Source organism: Variovorax sp. LARHSF232 (assembly GCF_052871435.1).
Genome location: NZ_JBIXJS010000008.1, coordinates 72,949 through 87,817 on the forward strand (window position 1 = coordinate 72,949; position 14,869 = coordinate 87,817).

General features: G+C 68.0%; 15 protein-coding genes. 9 read left to right on the forward strand and 6 right to left on the reverse strand.

Annotated elements, in window-relative coordinates; all coding sequences use genetic code 11:
- Positions 1-8: 8 nt before the first annotated feature.
- The 4 genes from ACIPRI_RS19540 to ACIPRI_RS19555 all read left to right on the forward strand — a co-directional run bounded on the left by ACIPRI_RS19540 (position 9) and on the right by ACIPRI_RS19555 (position 4,262).
- Positions 9-941 carry a MurR/RpiR family transcriptional regulator gene (locus ACIPRI_RS19540; protein ID WP_446623138.1) on the forward strand — a complete coding sequence of 311 codons (933 nt, stop codon included), beginning with the start codon at positions 9-11 and terminating at the stop codon, positions 939-941.
- Positions 934-2,409 carry an N-acyl-D-amino-acid deacylase family protein gene (locus ACIPRI_RS19545; RefSeq protein WP_446623139.1) on the forward strand — a complete coding sequence of 492 codons (1,476 nt, stop codon included), beginning with the start codon at positions 934-936 and terminating at the stop codon, positions 2,407-2,409. The genes ACIPRI_RS19540 and ACIPRI_RS19545 overlap by 8 nt, the downstream gene beginning before the upstream one ends.
- Before the next feature lie 90 nt (positions 2,410-2,499).
- On the forward strand, positions 2,500-3,441 hold the full coding sequence (locus tag ACIPRI_RS19550; protein ID WP_446623140.1) for a 2-hydroxyacid dehydrogenase: 942 nt from the start codon (positions 2,500-2,502) through the stop codon (positions 3,439-3,441).
- Between the two features lie 32 nt (positions 3,442-3,473).
- Complete coding sequence (locus ACIPRI_RS19555) at positions 3,474-4,262, forward strand: FadR/GntR family transcriptional regulator (protein WP_446623141.1); 789 nt, start codon at positions 3,474-3,476, stop codon at positions 4,260-4,262.
- Between the two features lie 37 nt (positions 4,263-4,299).
- Here the strand turns inward: ACIPRI_RS19555 and ACIPRI_RS19560 are convergent, their stop codons facing one another.
- Genes ACIPRI_RS19560 through ACIPRI_RS19580 form a run of 5 tightly spaced genes read right to left on the reverse strand, consistent with a single transcriptional unit; the run spans position 4,300 to position 8,120 of the window.
- The gene (locus tag ACIPRI_RS19560; protein WP_446623142.1) at positions 4,300-5,079 is read right to left on the reverse strand and encodes a cyclase family protein; all 780 of its coding nucleotides are present in this window, start codon (positions 5,077-5,079) and stop codon (positions 4,300-4,302) included.
- A 32-nt stretch (positions 5,080-5,111) separates the two neighbouring features.
- Positions 5,112-5,495, reverse strand: a complete 384-nt coding sequence (locus ACIPRI_RS19565; RefSeq protein WP_446623143.1) for a RidA family protein — start codon at positions 5,493-5,495, stop codon at positions 5,112-5,114.
- An 8-nt stretch (positions 5,496-5,503) separates the two neighbouring features.
- A complete protein-coding gene (locus ACIPRI_RS19570) occupies positions 5,504-6,487 on the reverse strand; it encodes a Bug family tripartite tricarboxylate transporter substrate binding protein (RefSeq protein ID WP_446623144.1) in 984 nt (327 codons plus the stop codon).
- Positions 6,484-6,969 carry a hypothetical protein gene (locus tag ACIPRI_RS19575; RefSeq protein ID WP_446623145.1) on the reverse strand — a complete coding sequence of 162 codons (486 nt, stop codon included), beginning with the start codon at positions 6,967-6,969 and terminating at the stop codon, positions 6,484-6,486. Before ACIPRI_RS19575 ends, ACIPRI_RS19570 begins: the two co-directional genes overlap by 4 nt.
- Before the next feature lie 14 nt (positions 6,970-6,983).
- On the reverse strand, positions 6,984-8,120 hold the full coding sequence (locus tag ACIPRI_RS19580; protein ID WP_446623146.1) for an aminotransferase class V-fold PLP-dependent enzyme: 1,137 nt from the start codon (positions 8,118-8,120) through the stop codon (positions 6,984-6,986).
- Between the two features lie 41 nt (positions 8,121-8,161).
- Between ACIPRI_RS19580 and ACIPRI_RS19585 the strand changes: the two genes are divergently transcribed.
- Positions 8,162-8,854, forward strand: coding sequence for a Crp/Fnr family transcriptional regulator (locus ACIPRI_RS19585; protein ID WP_446623147.1), 693 nt, complete (start codon positions 8,162-8,164; stop codon positions 8,852-8,854).
- A 240-nt stretch (positions 8,855-9,094) separates the two neighbouring features.
- Here the strand turns inward: ACIPRI_RS19585 and ACIPRI_RS19590 are convergent, their stop codons facing one another.
- On the reverse strand, positions 9,095-10,897 hold the full coding sequence (locus ACIPRI_RS19590; protein ID WP_446623148.1) for a DEAD/DEAH box helicase: 1,803 nt from the start codon (positions 10,895-10,897) through the stop codon (positions 9,095-9,097).
- A 312-nt stretch (positions 10,898-11,209) separates the two neighbouring features.
- Here ACIPRI_RS19590 and ACIPRI_RS19595 point away from each other — a divergent pair, with 312 nt between their 5' ends.
- The 4 genes from ACIPRI_RS19595 to ACIPRI_RS19610 all read left to right on the forward strand — a co-directional run bounded on the left by ACIPRI_RS19595 (position 11,210) and on the right by ACIPRI_RS19610 (position 14,869).
- The gene (locus ACIPRI_RS19595; RefSeq protein ID WP_446623149.1) at positions 11,210-11,446 is read left to right on the forward strand and encodes an AbrB/MazE/SpoVT family DNA-binding domain-containing protein; all 237 of its coding nucleotides are present in this window, start codon (positions 11,210-11,212) and stop codon (positions 11,444-11,446) included.
- Entirely contained in the window at positions 11,433-11,864 is a 432-nt protein-coding gene (locus tag ACIPRI_RS19600) for a type II toxin-antitoxin system VapC family toxin (RefSeq protein WP_446623150.1), read from the forward strand. Before ACIPRI_RS19595 ends, ACIPRI_RS19600 begins: the two co-directional genes overlap by 14 nt.
- 2 nt (positions 11,865-11,866) lie before the next feature.
- Positions 11,867-13,528, forward strand: a complete 1,662-nt coding sequence (ettA, locus tag ACIPRI_RS19605; protein ID WP_446623151.1) for an energy-dependent translational throttle protein EttA — start codon at positions 11,867-11,869, stop codon at positions 13,526-13,528.
- Positions 13,529-13,603: 75 nt separating this feature from the next.
- Positions 13,604-14,869: a PQQ-dependent sugar dehydrogenase gene (locus tag ACIPRI_RS19610; RefSeq protein WP_446623152.1), complete on the forward strand. Its 1,266-nt coding sequence runs from the start codon at positions 13,604-13,606 to the stop codon at positions 14,867-14,869.

The following is a 14,869-nucleotide window of genomic DNA, read 5'->3' on the forward strand; positions in this document are numbered from 1 at the left end:
ACCGGGCGATGAACGACGCAGCAACCAATCTTCTGTCGCGCCTGCGTGAGCGCATGGACGGCCTGCCCACCGCGCAGCGCAGCGTGGTGCAGTGCATGCTGGACGACCCCAGCGCCGCAGTGGCCGCCACGGTGGAACAGCTGGCGCAGCAGGCCGGCGTCTCGATGCCGACCATCGTGCGCACCTGCCGCAGCTTTGGCTTCGACTCGGTGCGCGAGTTCATGCTGGCGTTGGCGCAGGACCTGGCGGTGCGTGGCTCCTACCTGCACCGCAGCGTGCGGGCGGACGACAGCGCGAACGACGTGACGAGCAAGATCGTGCACGCGGCAGTCTCTTCGCTCACCGAACTGGGCCGGCGCATCGATGTCGAGGTGCTCGACCAGGTGGCGACGCGGCTGGCCACGGCGCGACGCATCGACTGCTATTCGGTGGGCGCGGCGTCCACCTTCATGGCGGGCGAGCTGCAGAGCCGCCTGTTCCGCCTGGGCCGCACGGCCAACGCGATCTTCGACGCGCACCAGCAGCTGGTGTCGGCCAGCACCTTGGGGCCCGACGGCGTGGCCTTCGTCATTTCGCACGTGGGCCGCATGCCCTACACCCTGGAGGCGGCGCGCTTCGCCCGCTCGCAGGGCGCCACCGTGGTGGCGCTGACGCAGCCCGGCACGCCGCTGGCCGAGATTGCCGACCATCTGCTGGCGGTGTCGGTGCCGCAGGACGCGGTGATGCGGGTCGGCACCGAAGCCTACCTGGCGCACCTGGTGGTGATCGAGATTCTCATGGTGCGCCTGGCGCAGAAGCTCGGGCCGGTGGCCACGCGCGGCCTCGCGCAATTCAAGCAACTGCTGCACAAGCATGGCTTCGACAGCGCCGAATACTCCGGCGCTACCGAAGCCATGCGCGACGAGGAGCGCGGACCGATGGACGGAGGCCGAAATGGCTGAGCAAAGAGTCACCCTGCTGCAAGGCGGCCTGGTGGTGGACGGCAGTGCGGCACCCGGCCAGCCGGGCGACGTGCTGTTGGTGGGCGAGCGCATTGCTGCGGTGGCTGCGCCGGGCCGGATCCCGGCGCAACTGCTGGCGGGCGATGTCGAGGTCATCGACTGCAGCGGCAAGGTCGTGGCCCCAGGCTTCATCGACGTGCATACGCACGACGACGCCGCCGCCATCGAGAAGGCCGACATGTTGCCCAAGCTGTCGCAGGGCGTGACGACGGTGATCGTCGGCAACTGCGGCATCTCGCTGGCGCCGGTGGTCACCGATGCGCCAGCGGCGCCGTTGTCGCTGCTGGGCAGCGGCCAGTTCCGCCACGCCAGCATGCGCGCGTACGCGGCGGCGGTGGACGCGGCGCGGCCCGGCGTCAACGTGGCGGCGCTTTTGGGCCACACCGCCTTGCGCATGCGCCACATGCCGGTGCTGGACCGGCCGGCCAACGAGGCCGAGCGCGCGGCCATGGCCGCCGACATGCAGGAAGCGATGGATGCCGGCGCGCTGGGCCTGTCGTCCGGCATCTTCTACGAGGAGGCCTACGCGGCCGACGTGCCGGAACTGGTGGCGGTGGCCACGGTGGCGGCGCGCAATGGCGGCGTCTATGCGACCCATATCCGCGACGAGTTGGCCGGCATCCTGCCGGCGCTGCAGGAAGCGGCGCTGACGGCGCGCCAGTCCGGCTTGCCGCTGGTGATCTCGCACCACAAGTGCGCCGGCCCGGCCAACTGGGGCCGCACGCGCGAGACCCTGCCGCTGATCGAAGCGCTGGCGCGCGGCCAGGAGATGGCGATGGACGTGTACCCCTACACGGCCGGCTCCACCGTGCTGCGCGAAGACCTGGTGGACGGCGTGATCGACATCCTGATCACCGGCAGCAAGACCCATCCGGAGATGGGCGGGCGCTACCTGAAGGACATCGCGGCGCAGTGGGGCCTGTCTCAGCAGGAGGCGGCGCGGCGCCTGAAGCCGGGCAATGCCTGCTACTTCCAGATGCGCGAGGACGACGTGGACCGCGTCATCACCCATCCGCTGTCGATGATCGGTTCCGACGGCCTGCCGCATGACGAGCGGCCGCACCCCCGCCTGTGGGGCGCCTTCCCGCGCGTGCTCGCGAGCTATTGGCGCGAGCGTGGCTTGCTGCAACTCGAGCAGGCCATCCACAAGATGAGCGGTATGTCGGCCAGGCGTTTTCGCATCGGCGAGCGCGGCTTGCTCGCCGCCGGCTTCATGGCCGACGTGGTGGTCTTCGACCCGAAGACGGTGCGCGACGGCGCCACCTTCGAAGCGCCGCGGCAGTTCTCGGAAGGCATCGAGAAGGTGTGGGTCAACGGCGTGCTGAGCTACACGGGCGAGGCGCGCGCCGCCGTCGCGCGTGCCGGCCGCTTCGTGCGCAGAGGGCAAGGGATGCCGCCCAGCGTCTAGGGTTTGTCCTCTGCGGAGCGGCCGAAACGATCATCATATGATTGCTCGGGCTCGGTCCAGGCACCGAGCCTTCCATCGAAGGAGACGAGCATGCAGCGCCCCGAAGTGCTGGTCGTCGCCCCGCTGATGCCCTATCTGATGGAGGCATTGCGGCGCGACTACACCGTGCACGACCGCATCCACCAGAGCGACCTGCCCGCCTTCGCGGCGGCCGCGCCCGGCATTCGCGCCGTGGTGGCCAATGGCGAGGCCAAGGTGCCGCGCGAACTGATCGCGCAGCTGCCTGCGCTGGAAGTCATCACGGTCTTCGGCGTCGGCTACGACGGGGTCGACGTGGCGGCGGCGCACGAGCGCGGGGTTCCGGTGACCAACACACCGGAGGTGCTCGACGACGACGTGGCCGACTTGGCCATGGCCTTGCTGCTGTCGGTGGCGCGGCGCATTCCGCAGGCCGACCGCTTCGTGCGCGAGGGCCGGTGGCCGCAAGGGCCGATCGCGCTGGCGCGCAAGGTCAGCGGCGGCAAGCTGGGCGTGGTCGGCATGGGCCGCATCGGCCAGGCCATCGCAAAGCGCGCCGAAGCCTTCGGCATGCACATCAGCTACACGGCGCGCTCGCCGCGCTCGGAGGTCAACTACACCTGGTTCCCCGATGCGGTGGCGCTGGCGCATGCGGTCGATTTCCTCATCGTCATCACGCCGGGCGGCGCCGCCACGCGCGGGCTGATCGATGCCAAGGTGCTGCAGGCGCTGGGTCCGCAGGGCTTCCTGATCAACGTGGCGCGCGGCAGCGTGGTGGATGAGCCCGCACTGATCGCCGCGCTGGAGCAGGGCCAGATCGCGGGTGCTGCGCTCGACGTCTTTGCCAACGAGCCCCATGTCCCCGACAAGCTGCGCGAGATGCCGCAGGTGGTGCTGACGCCGCACATGGCCAGCGGCACCCGGGAAACGCGCGAGGCCATGGCCAACCTGGTGCTGGCCAACCTGGCGGCGCACTTCGCCGGGCAGGCGCTGTTGACGCCGGTGGGCCATTGAAGTCGGCGGCAGCCCCAAAAGAAAGCAGCGCGATGGCCGCCAAGAACACCCACGGACGCACGCTGGACCTGCTGGGGGAAGCCATCGTCGGCGGCCGCTATGCGGCAGGCGGGCCGATCCCTGCCGAGCCCATCCTGTGCGAGCAGTTCGGCGTGAGCCGCACGGTGGTGCGCGAGGCGGTCAAGTCGCTGGTGGCCAAGGGGTTGATCGTGACCGGCCCCAAGGTCGGCACCCGCGTGCTGCCGCAGGAGCGCTGGAACTGGTTCGATCCCGATGTCATCACCTGGCAGGCCAGCTGCGGCTTGACGCATGAGTTCGTGCGCGACCTGCAGGACCTGCGCCGCGTGGTGGAGCCGGCCGCGGCGCGGCTGGCGGCCGAGCGGGCCACGCCGCGCCACATCGAGGAGATGGAGGCGGCGTACGCCGGCATGAAGGGCGCCATCGAGAACGGCGGCGACTACGTCAGCTTCGACCTGCGCTTCCATCACGGCATCCTGGACGCGGCCGGCAACCGCATGCTGGCGCAGATGAACAAGGTGCTGCATGCATTGCTGCGCACCAGCTTCGAGATTTCCACCAGCAAGGCCAATGGGCCGGCGCTGTCGCTGCCGCTGCACCGCGCGGTGCTCGACGCCCTGATCGCGCGCGATCCGGCCGCGGCCGAGGCCGCCGTGCTGCGTCTGATCGAGAGCGCGCGCGCAGACATCGAGGAGGTGCTGGGCTCGCGCAGCCGGCTGCCGCGCCTGAGCCGGCCGCCGACGCACCTGAAGGCTCCGCCGGCAGCTGCCGCCGTGCGCGCCCGTGTCAAGGGCGTTCATTGAGCCTGCCGGCGGGGCCGGACAACCCCCGCTGTGGGCCTCAGTCCTCCACCAGCGCCAGCACGCGCAGGGGACTGCCGGAGCCGTCCTGGATCTTCAGCGGCGCCGAGACGATGAGCGCGCCGGTGGCCGGCAGCTGATCCAGGTTCTTCAGGCACTGCAGCCCGTACTTGTTGGCGCCGTGCATCAGGGTGTGGCAGGGGTAGGCCAGCGGCCAGCGGTAGGACTGGCCGGCATCGGTGTTGATGGTCTCGACGCCGAAGCCATGCACGTCGCGTTCCCGGATCAGCCATTCCACGGCCTCTTGCGTCGGGCCCGGCGTGTGGGCCCCGTCCTCACGCATGTTGACGAAGGCGGCCGGGTCGCGAAGGCGCCTGGACCAGTCGGTTCGCAGCAGCACCCAGGCGCCGGTCGGGATGCGGCCATGCCGCGCTTCCCAGGCGCGCAGGAAGTCGACCGTCAGCAGCCAATCGGGGTCTTCTGCGACCTGCGCGCTGGCATCGAGCACCACCGCCGGTGCGATGAAGTTGCCGGGGGCGATGGTGTCCACGCTGTTGTCGCCGTGGTCCTTGCCGGTGATCCAGTGCACCGGCGCGTCGAAGTGGGTGCCGGTGTGTTCGCCGCAGCTGAAGTTGTTCCAGTACCAGCCCGGGCCTGCATCGTCATAGCGCGAGATGCGTTCCATCTTGAAGGCCGAGACCTGGCCGAATTGGGGCGGCAACTGGAGCGCGGGAAAGTCCTCGCTCAAGGTGTGCGTCAGGTCGATGGTGCGGACCGCGCCGCCGCGCATGGCGTCGGCAAGCTGTGACAGGATCTTCATCGGGCGTCTCTCCAATCGGGAATGAGGGTGTGTCAGCCGCGCCGCCGCGCGGTCATTTCGAGCTCCACCTTGGCTTCTTCCACCGCCAGGGGGCAGCACAGGGTGGTGTTGCAGGGGCGGTTGTCGCCCATGCGCCGGCGCAGGACTTCGCTCACGGTCATCACGTCCTGGCGGTCGGGCACGTAGACGCAGACCCGGACCACGTCCGCCAGGCTTGCGCCCGCCTGGGCGAGTGCGGCTTCGATGGTGTCGATCGCTTGCTCGCATTGCGGCCCCGCGCCCGGCGGGAAACTGCCGGTGGCGAAGTCCTGGCCGACGGTGCCGGACACGAAGATCCAGTCGCCGTCGACCACGGCGCGCGAGTAGCCGGCGATGTCTTCCCAGCGCGATCCGCTCTGGATGAACTGGCGCTCCATGCGACCTCCTATTGCGGCTTGAAGCCGGCGTCGCGGATCACCTGGCCCCAATGGAGGTTGGCATCCACCACCCATTGCTGCACCTCGCGGCCGCGGGCAGGGGTCACTTCATTGCCCATCTTGGCCAGGCGCTCCTGCACGTCGTGCTGGGCCAGCACGGACTTCACGGCGACGTCGAACTGATCGACGAACTCGGTGGACATGCCCTTGGGCCCGAAGAACGCGAGCCACGGGTTCTTGTCGATGCCGACAAAACCCAGTTCCTTGAAGGTCGGGATCTCGGGCGCGGTCTGGTTGCGCTGCTGGCCGGAGGTGGCGAGGATGCGCACCTTGCCGGCCCTGTGGTGCTCGATCAGCTCGGTCATGGAGGCAATGCCGATCGGCACCTGACCGGCCAGCAGGTCCTGCACCATGGGCGCGCCGCCTTTGTAGGGCACCGAATTCATCGTGACGCCGAAGGTCTTGCCCACGATGTGGCCGATGAACTGCGGGACGCTGCCGGGCGCAGGAACGCCGTAGTTGGCCTTTGTCGGGTTGGCCTTCACCCAGGTTCCGAGTTCGGCCATGCTCTTGATGCCGGTGCTGCTGCTCACCGCCAGTGCGTTGTAGTAGCTGGCGACGCCCGCCAACGCGGTGAAATCGCTCACCGGGTTGTAGCCGGCCGCCGCCACGGTGAGCGGAATGATGACCTGCGTGTGGTCGATCGACAGCATGATGGTGGAGCCGTCGGCCGGTGCAGCCTTCAGCAGTTGCGCCGCGATCTGCCCGCCAGCGCCCGGCTTGTTGTCGACGATGAAGACCTGGCCGTTCATGGCCTTGCCCAGCTTGTCGATGATGGCGCGCGCCACCACGTCGGTGGCGCCGCCCGGCGGGAAGCCCACCAGCACGCGGATCGGCCCGCTGTAGGTCTTCGCACCGGCGGCCCAGCTGCTCTGCAGCAGGGGGGCGAGCAGGGTGGCCGCAAATGCCTGGCCGAGGTGTCGTCGGTTCATGAGCGCATGTCTCCGGTGGTGGTTTCAGAAATGGGTTGCGTGGCCTGCAGTGCCAGGCCGGACTGGATCAGCAGCACCTCGACCTCGTGGCAGCGCACCAGGCGCAGCCAGCGCGCGTCGTCCATGTCCGGCCCGCGCTCCGCATGCAGGACGATGCGGCAGGTCGCCGATGGGCCGCCGGCCTCGACGGGCTCGACGGGCTCGACGAAGGCCTGGATGCGCGGGCTGAGCGCATGAGGCGCGCCGCCCACGTGGTAAGTGACCAACTGGCGTGCGCGGTCTGCCACCGGGCGCACATAGCTCGACTGCCCGTCGAACAGCGATCGGCCGCGCACCATGCCGTCGCCCACCGGCACGGTGTCCCAGCAACCCAGTGCCCAGCGGCCCAGCTCGAGTCCGTTGGCCAGGAAATCCAGCGCTTGTCGCGCCGGCACATTGCACAGGACGGACACGCAATGCGATTGGGGCGAAAGATGGTCCATGGTCGCTTCAGCCGTCAGAGCACCAGCCGTGCCAGTGCGCGCAGCGCACCTGTCACATCCTCGGCCGTGTTGTAGAAGTGCGGCGCGATGCGGATCACGTCGTTGCGCGCCGAGACCACGTAGCCGGCTTCCAGCATCCGTGCCTCGAGCTGCGGCGCATTCGGGACGCGGATCGCGGTGTTCGCGCCCTTGGCCTGAGGGCTCGCCGGGCTGGCAACGCTGAGGCCCAGGCGCCGGGCCTCCTCCAGCGCCACGTCGGAAAGCTGGGCCAGGTAGGCCTCGATGGGGGCGATGCCGATCTCGTTGAGCAGCTGCATGCTGGCGCGCGCGACGCTGGCGCACATCATGGGCGGCGTGCCGGTATTGAAGCGCGCCGCGCCGGGCGCGAAGTCCAGGCCCTGGGGATCGAAGGCGAAGGGATTCACGCGGCCGAACCAGCCGGTCATGGTCGGCGTGAGCCGCTGCGCGAGCTCGGGGCGCACGTACAGGAAGGCGATGCCCGGAATGCCCAGCAGGTACTTCTGTGCGCCGGCCGCGAGCACGTCGACGTCCTGGTTGCGCACGTCGATGTCGATGGCCCCGGCTGATTGGTAGGCGTCGACGAACTGGATGGCGCCGTGCCGGCGTGCGGCGCGGCCGGTGGCGGCGATGTCCACCAACTGGCCGTCGTAGTAGCAGGCTTGCGACACCGACACCAGCGCCGTGCGCGCATCGATCGCATCGGCAATGCGCTCGGTGGCCGTGCTGCTGCCGGCCTCGCCGGGCACGAAGCGCACCCGCGCGCCGCGCGGGGCCTGCGCCAGCCAGACGTGACAGATCGACGGAAAGTCCAGCGTGGTCGTGACGATGTCATGCCGGTCCGCGTCGAAGCGCAGGGTTGACGCGAGCGACGAGGCGGCGTCGGACACGCTGCCGAGCACCGCGACATCGGCCGCGTCCGCATGGATCATGCGGGCGAACTCGGCGCGCGCCAGGTCGACCTGCTCCATCCAGTAGCCCCAGTCGGCGCCGCGCGTCTGCCAGACCTCCAGGTAGTCGTCGATGGCGCGGCGCACCGGCAGGCTGAGTGCGCTCTGAGAGCAGCTGGACAGCTGGACCTTGTGCTCAAGGATCGGGAAGAGCTTGCGGAAGGAAGAGAATGGATGTTTCATGAATTGAGCAGCGCGTGCAAAGGGGCGACGAGACGATGGGCGTGAGCAGTGCCGCCGCGACGGCGAACCCTTCCGCATGGATCGAGCTGCCGCATTTCGCTTGGGAGCGCCTGATCGCGCAAGACGCGCCGACCGTGCGCTTCGCCAAGGGGCAGACGCTCTTCACGCAAGGCGAAGCGGTGACGCAGGTGCACCTGATCGAACAGGGCCGCGTGCGGCTGGTGCTGTTGTCTGCCTCCGGCCACGAGAAGCACATGGCCATCGTCGGCACCAACGGCATGGTGGGCGAATGCAGCGCCTTCCTCGATGGCCGCCACTCGCTGAGCGCCGTGGCTTCGTCGGATGTGGTGGCCCGCCAGATCGACCGAAGGCGCCTCGTGGCGCACATGGAAAGCGATCCGGCCTGCATGCATCAGGTGCTGTGGCTGATCGGCATGAAGCTGCGGGTGATCGCGGTGCAGAACCTGCTGCTGAGCCAGGCTTCGGCCGCGCAGCGGGTGGCGCATCACCTGGTCCAGCTGGGCGACACCTACGGCGAGCTGCTGGCGGGCGGCGCGGTCGCCATTCGCGTTTCGTTCACGCACCAGGAAATGGCCAACATCGCCGGGCTGAGCCGGGTCATGGCGTCGAACGTGCTGCTGCAGCTGCAGGCACGCGGCTTCGTCGACAAGGCCAAGTCCCATTGGGTGATCCGTGACATCCAGGGGTTGAGACAACTCGCAGCCGGCTGTTGAGCCCCCAGGGCCGGGCCAGCCCGGCCCGCCCCCGCGGGGGATCCAGCAAAGTGGCAGAGCCACATTTGCTTGAGAGCCGGCGTGCGCGCATCAAGTTGGAGCCCAGTCTAGGAAGGCTCTCACCGGCCGTATGTCAACGGCTTTACAAGCGCGGCTAGGTGCTTTTCCGGGGTATCGCTGCCCTGCGCACAAAGAAAAAGGGCGCCGAAGCGCCCTTGTTGTCGAACCGTCCGGCTCTGATCAGCGGCCGAAGCGGCCACCACCGCCGCCACCACCACCACCACCGTATCCACCGCCGCCGCCCGAGCGGCCGCCGCGGTTGCCACCACCACCGCCGCCGCCGCCATATCCACCACCGCCGCCACCACTACGACGGCCGCGGCCGCCCATGCTGTCGACGCTGGTGCGCAGCGGATCCGGTTGGCCAGCAGCCGCGCCGCCGCTGCCGAGCTCGGCGCGGCGATGCGCCACGGCGTCGGCCTGCGTCGGGCTGTGGCTGTTGCCGTGATGGCGCGGCTGGCGCTCCTCGTGCGGCACATGGCTGACGTGCGGGTTATGGTGCGTGCCGTGCGGCTGCGGGGCGCGCGCTGCGCCGCCGCCCTGGCCGCCACGACGCCGACGGCGACCGGCACCGTTGCCGCCTTCGCCATTCGCGCCGTTCGCGCCATTGCCGCCATTGCGGGCTTCGCTGCCATTGCCGTTGCCGCCGGTGCGGCGCTGGCCATCACCGCCACCGTTGCGGCCGCCACCCTGGGCGCCCTTGTTGTCGCGGATGCGCGTCATCATTTCCTGGCGCGCTGCCTTGGCCGCGGCCTGCATCACTTCGCGGCTCGGCGGACGGCCGGCGCCGCCCCAGATGGTCTGGCGGCCCATGGCGATGGGCTCGGCGCGCTCGCCTTCTTCCGGGCCGAAGCCGTCGACCACCTTCACCGGGATCTGCTGCTTGGTGAAGCGCTCGATCTCCTGCATGAAGCCTTCTTCGTCCAGGCACACCAGGCTCACCGCCTCGCCGCTGTTGCCGGCGCGGCCGGTGCGGCCGATGCGGTGCACGTAGTCTTCCGATACGTTGGGGATCTCGTAGTTGACGACGTGCGGCAGCTCGTCGATGTCGATGCCGCGGGCCGCGATGTCGGTGGCCACCAGCGCGCGGATCTCGCCGCTCTTGAAGCCGGCCAGCGCCTGCGTACGCGCGCTCTGGCTCTTGTTGCCGTGCAGCGCCATGGCTTCGATGCCGTTCTTGGTCAAGAACTCGGCCACGTTGTTGGCGCCGAACTTGGTGCGGGTGAAGACCAGCACCTGGCTCCAGTCGTTCTCGTTGATGATGTGGGCGAGCAGGGCCTTCTTCTTGCCGCGGCCCACCGGGTGCACCACCTGGGTGATGCGCTGCACGGTAGTGTTGCGCGGCGTGACCTGCACGCTCTGCGGATCACGCAGGAGGCCGTTGGCCAGCTCGCGGATCTCGTCGGAGAAGGTGGCAGAGAACAAGAGGCTCTGCTTTTCCTTGGGCACCAGGGCCAGCACCTTCTTCACGTCGTGGATGAAGCCCATGTCGAGCATGCGGTCGGCTTCGTCCAGCACCAGGATCTGCACGTGCGACAGGTCCAGCATGCCCTGCTGCTGCAGGTCGAGCAGGCGGCCGGGCGTGGCCACCAGGATGTCGACGCCGCTCTTGAGCTTGCTGATCTGCGGGTTCATGCCGACGCCGCCGAAGATCACGGTGGAGGAGAGCTGCAGGTACTTACCGTAGGTACGGACCGATTCCTCGACCTGCGCCGCCAGCTCGCGGGTGGGGGTGAGCACCAGGGCACGGATGCCGGTGCCGCCGAATTTGTTCGTTGCGCTTCGGCTCATGCTGAGCTTGTGCAGCATGGGCAGGGTGAAGGCAGCGGTCTTGCCGGTGCCGGTCTGGGCGCCGCCCAGCAGGTCGTGGCCTTCGAGCACCACGGGGATCGCCTGGGCCTGGATCGGCGTGGGCGTGTCGTAGCCATGCTCGTGCACGGCCTTCAGGATGGCCGGGGCCAACTGCAGATCTTCAAATTTCATTGAGAGAGAGTTCTTCTAGAGCGCCTTCCATGGCGCAGTGGCATCAACCCGCCACGGTGGCTCGCACAAGAAACGTCGAGGCGACCGGGCCAGTCAGGGATGATGAATAAGGGGTGGGAGCCGAAGGCCACATGCATGCTTGCAAGGCCATCTTGTCCCCGGCGGAGGAGCCGCTGTTGCGGGCAACTGGACCCGTCAACGAAGCTGCATTGTCGCACGAGTTGGGCAAGGCCTGCCAAATGGCCGTGCGCGCCATGCCATTTTCAGTGATGCGCTAAACTCTTACTTTATCGGTATTACCAGGAGCGCAGCGTGCGGCTCACTTCCAAAGGCCAGGTGACCATTCCCCAGAACATTCGAGAACTTGCGGGCCTCAAACCCTACGACGAGGTCGAGTTCGAGTATCGCAACAAGCAGATTGTGGTGAAGCCCGTCATGCGCAAGACCACGCCTGGCGACGAGGCGATTGCGCTGTTGCGCGGCAGTGCGACGTCGCAGGTCGACCTGTCGGCCGACGAATGGCTGGAGATGACGCGTGGCGAGCGCTGAGGCGGTCGAAACCTTCCTGGTCGACAGCAACGTGCTGATCGATGTCATTCACGAAGACCCGAAATGGATGGACTGGTCCGCCGGGGTCATCCGTGATTGCTTGCGCCGTGGCAAACTCGCCATCAATCCGCTGATCTACGCCGAAGTATCGGTGTACTTCAAGTCTGACCGTGATGCGGACGCGGCGATGCCGGCTCGGCTGTATGAACGGCTGGAACTGCCCTATGCGGCCGCGCGGGGCGCCACTGCGGCATTTCACAAGTACCGCAAGGCTGGCGGCACACGCTTGTCGTTGCTGCCGGACTTCTACATCGGAGCGCATGCGCAGCTCATGGGCTGCACCCTCGTCTCGAGAGATCGCGCGCGCTACAAGAGCTATTTTCCCAAACTGAAACTGATCACACCCGAGCAAAGATAGCCATGGCCCAGTACGTCTACACCATGAACAAGGTCTCCAAGACCGTGCCGCCCAAGCGGCAGATCTTGAAGGACATTTCCCTTTCCTTCTTCCCCGGCGCCAAGATCGGCGTGCTGGGCCTGAACGGCTCCGGCAAATCCTCGCTTTTGAAGATCATGGCCGGCGTCGACAAGGAAATCGAAGGCGAGGCCATCCCGATGCAGGGCCTTTCCATTGGCTACCTGCAGCAGGAACCGAAGCTCAACGCCGAGCACACGGTGCGCCAGGCCATCGACGAGGCCATGAGCGAAGTGAACGGGGCCAAGGCGCGGCTGGAAGAGATCTACGCCGCCTACGCCGAGGAAGACGCCGACTTCGACGCCCTGGCCAAGGAGCAGGGCGAGCTGGAAGCGGTGATCGCCGCCGCCGGCACCGATTCGGAGCACCAGATCGAGATTGCCGCCGACGCCCTGCGCCTGCCGCCCTGGGACGCCAAGATCAGCCTCTTGTCCGGTGGCGAGAAGCGCCGCGTGGCGCTGTGCCAGCTGCTCTTGTCCAAGCCCGACATGCTGCTGCTCGACGAGCCCACCAACCACCTGGATGCGGAAAGCGTCGAGTGGCTGGAAATCTTCTTGCAGCGCTTCACCGGCACCGTGGTGGCCATCACCCACGACCGCTACTTCCTGGACAACGCCGCCGAGTGGATCCTGGAACTGGACCGCGGCCGCGGCATTCCCTACAAGGGCAATTACAGCAGCTGGCTGGAGCAGAAGGGCGAGCGTCTGGCGCAGGAGCAAAAGAGCGAGGAAGCGCACGCCAAGGCGTTGAAGAAGGAACTCGAGTGGTCGCGCCAGAACCCCAAGGCGCGCCAGGCCAAGAGCAAATCCCGCCTGGCCCGCTTCGAGGAACTGAGCGACGTCGAATACCAGCGCCGCAACGAGACGCAGGAGATCTTCATCCCCGTAGCCGAACGCCTAGGCAACCAGGTGTTCGAATTCAAGAACGTCAGCAAGTCCTTCGGCGATCGCGTGCTGATGGACAACCTGAGCTTCAACGTCCCGGCCGGCGCCATCGTCGGCATCATCGGCCCGAACGGCGCCGGCAAGTCCACGCTGTTCAAGCTGATCGCTGGCAAGGAACAGCCCGATTCGGGCGAGGTGGTGATCGGCCAGACCGTGAAGATGGCCTTCGTCGACCAGTCGCGCGATGCCCTGGGCGACGACAAGACCGTGTGGGAAGACATCTCGAACGGTCTGGACATCATCAACGTCGGCAAGTTCCAGATGGCCAGCCGCGCCTATGCGGGCCGCTTCAACTTCAATGGCCAGGACCAGCAAAAGAAGGTGGGCACGCTGTCGGGCGGTGAACGCGGCCGCCTGCACCTGGCCAAGACGCTGATCCAGGGCGGCAACGTGCTGCTGCTGGACGAGCCGTCGAACGACCTCGACGTGGAAACCCTGCGCGCGCTGGAAGATGCCCTGCTGGAGTATGCCGGCACCGTGCTGGTGATCAGCCACGACCGCTGGTTCCTGGACCGTATCGCCACCCACATCCTGGCCGCCGAAGGCGACAGCACGTGGACCTTCTTCGACGGCAACTACCAGGAGTACGAAGCCGACAAGAAGAGGCGCCTGGGCGAAGAAGGCGCGCGGCCGCACCGGATGCGCTACAAGGCGCTGAAGTAAGGACAAGCGAGCGGCGCTTGGCGCCGGGCGGTTGATGGCGGCACACTCTGGGTCTTGCGTGCCTGGAGGTGCTCCATGCCAAGAATCGCCGCTACCTTGCCTGTTCTCGTGCTTCTTGCCGCTGCCCTGGTCGCCGCTTGCGGCGGTGGTGGCGGCGGCGGCCCGGCGCCCGCCGCGGGCACCCAGCCCGACACGGTGGCGGGCACCACCGCCATCGGCGACACGGAGGGCGCCAGGCCCCCCTCGGTCAAGCTGCAGCTGGTCGAGGTCATCACCGGCCTGAACAATCCGTGGAGCCTGGCCTTCCTGCCGGATCGGCGCATGCTGATCACGCAGCGCAGCGGCCAGATGCGGCTGCGCAACGCCGACGGCACGCCGGCCGGCAGCAGCGATCTGGTCAGTGGCCTGCCGACGGTGCTGTTCGAGGGGCAGGGCGGCCTGCTGGACGTGGCGGTGGATCCGCAGTTCGCCAGCAATCGGCGCATCTATTTCAGTTATTCCGAAGGCACCAGCACGTCGAACAGCACGGCCGTGGCGCGTGCTGAGCTCAATGCGACGACGCGGGCGCTGGAGAACGTGCTGGTGATCTTCCGGCAGCAACCCAAGGTGGCCAGTGGCGCCCATTTCGGCTCGCGCCTGGTGTTCGACCGGGCGGGCAATCTCTTCATCACCCTGGGCGATCGGCTGCTGGATTCGGAGCGCGGCTTTGCGCAGGACCTGACGCGCGGCAACGGCAAGGTGATGCGCATCACCACCGACGGGGCGCCGGCCAGTGGCAATCCCTTCATCGCCTCGGCGACGGCCCAGCCGACGATCTGGAGCTACGGTCACCGCAACTCGCAGGGCGCGGCGCTGCATCCGCTGAGTGGCGAGCTGTGGCTGAGCGAACACGGCCCGCAGGGCGGCGACGAGATCAACATCGCGCGCGCCGGCCTCAACTACGGCTGGCCGGTCATCAGCTACGGCCAGGAATATGGCACGCTGACGCAAGTCGGCGAAGGCACGGCCAAGGCTGGCATGGAGCAGCCGCTGAGCTACTGGGAAACCATCGATGGGTCCGCCTGGGTGAGCGGCACCGCCAAGTCTTCCATGGCGCCCAGCGGCCTGGCCTTCTACACCGCCGACGCGATTCCCCAGTGGCGGGGCAATCTCTTTGCCGGCGCGCTGGCCGGCACGGCGCTGTGGCGGCTGACGCTCGACGGCAACACGGTCGTCTCGCGCGAGCCGCTGCTGGGGGAGCGTGGCGAACGCATCCGCGACGTGCGGCAGGGGCCGGACGGCTGGCTCTACGTCCTCACCGATGGCGGCAGCGCCAAGCTGCTGCGCTTCCAGGCGGGTTGA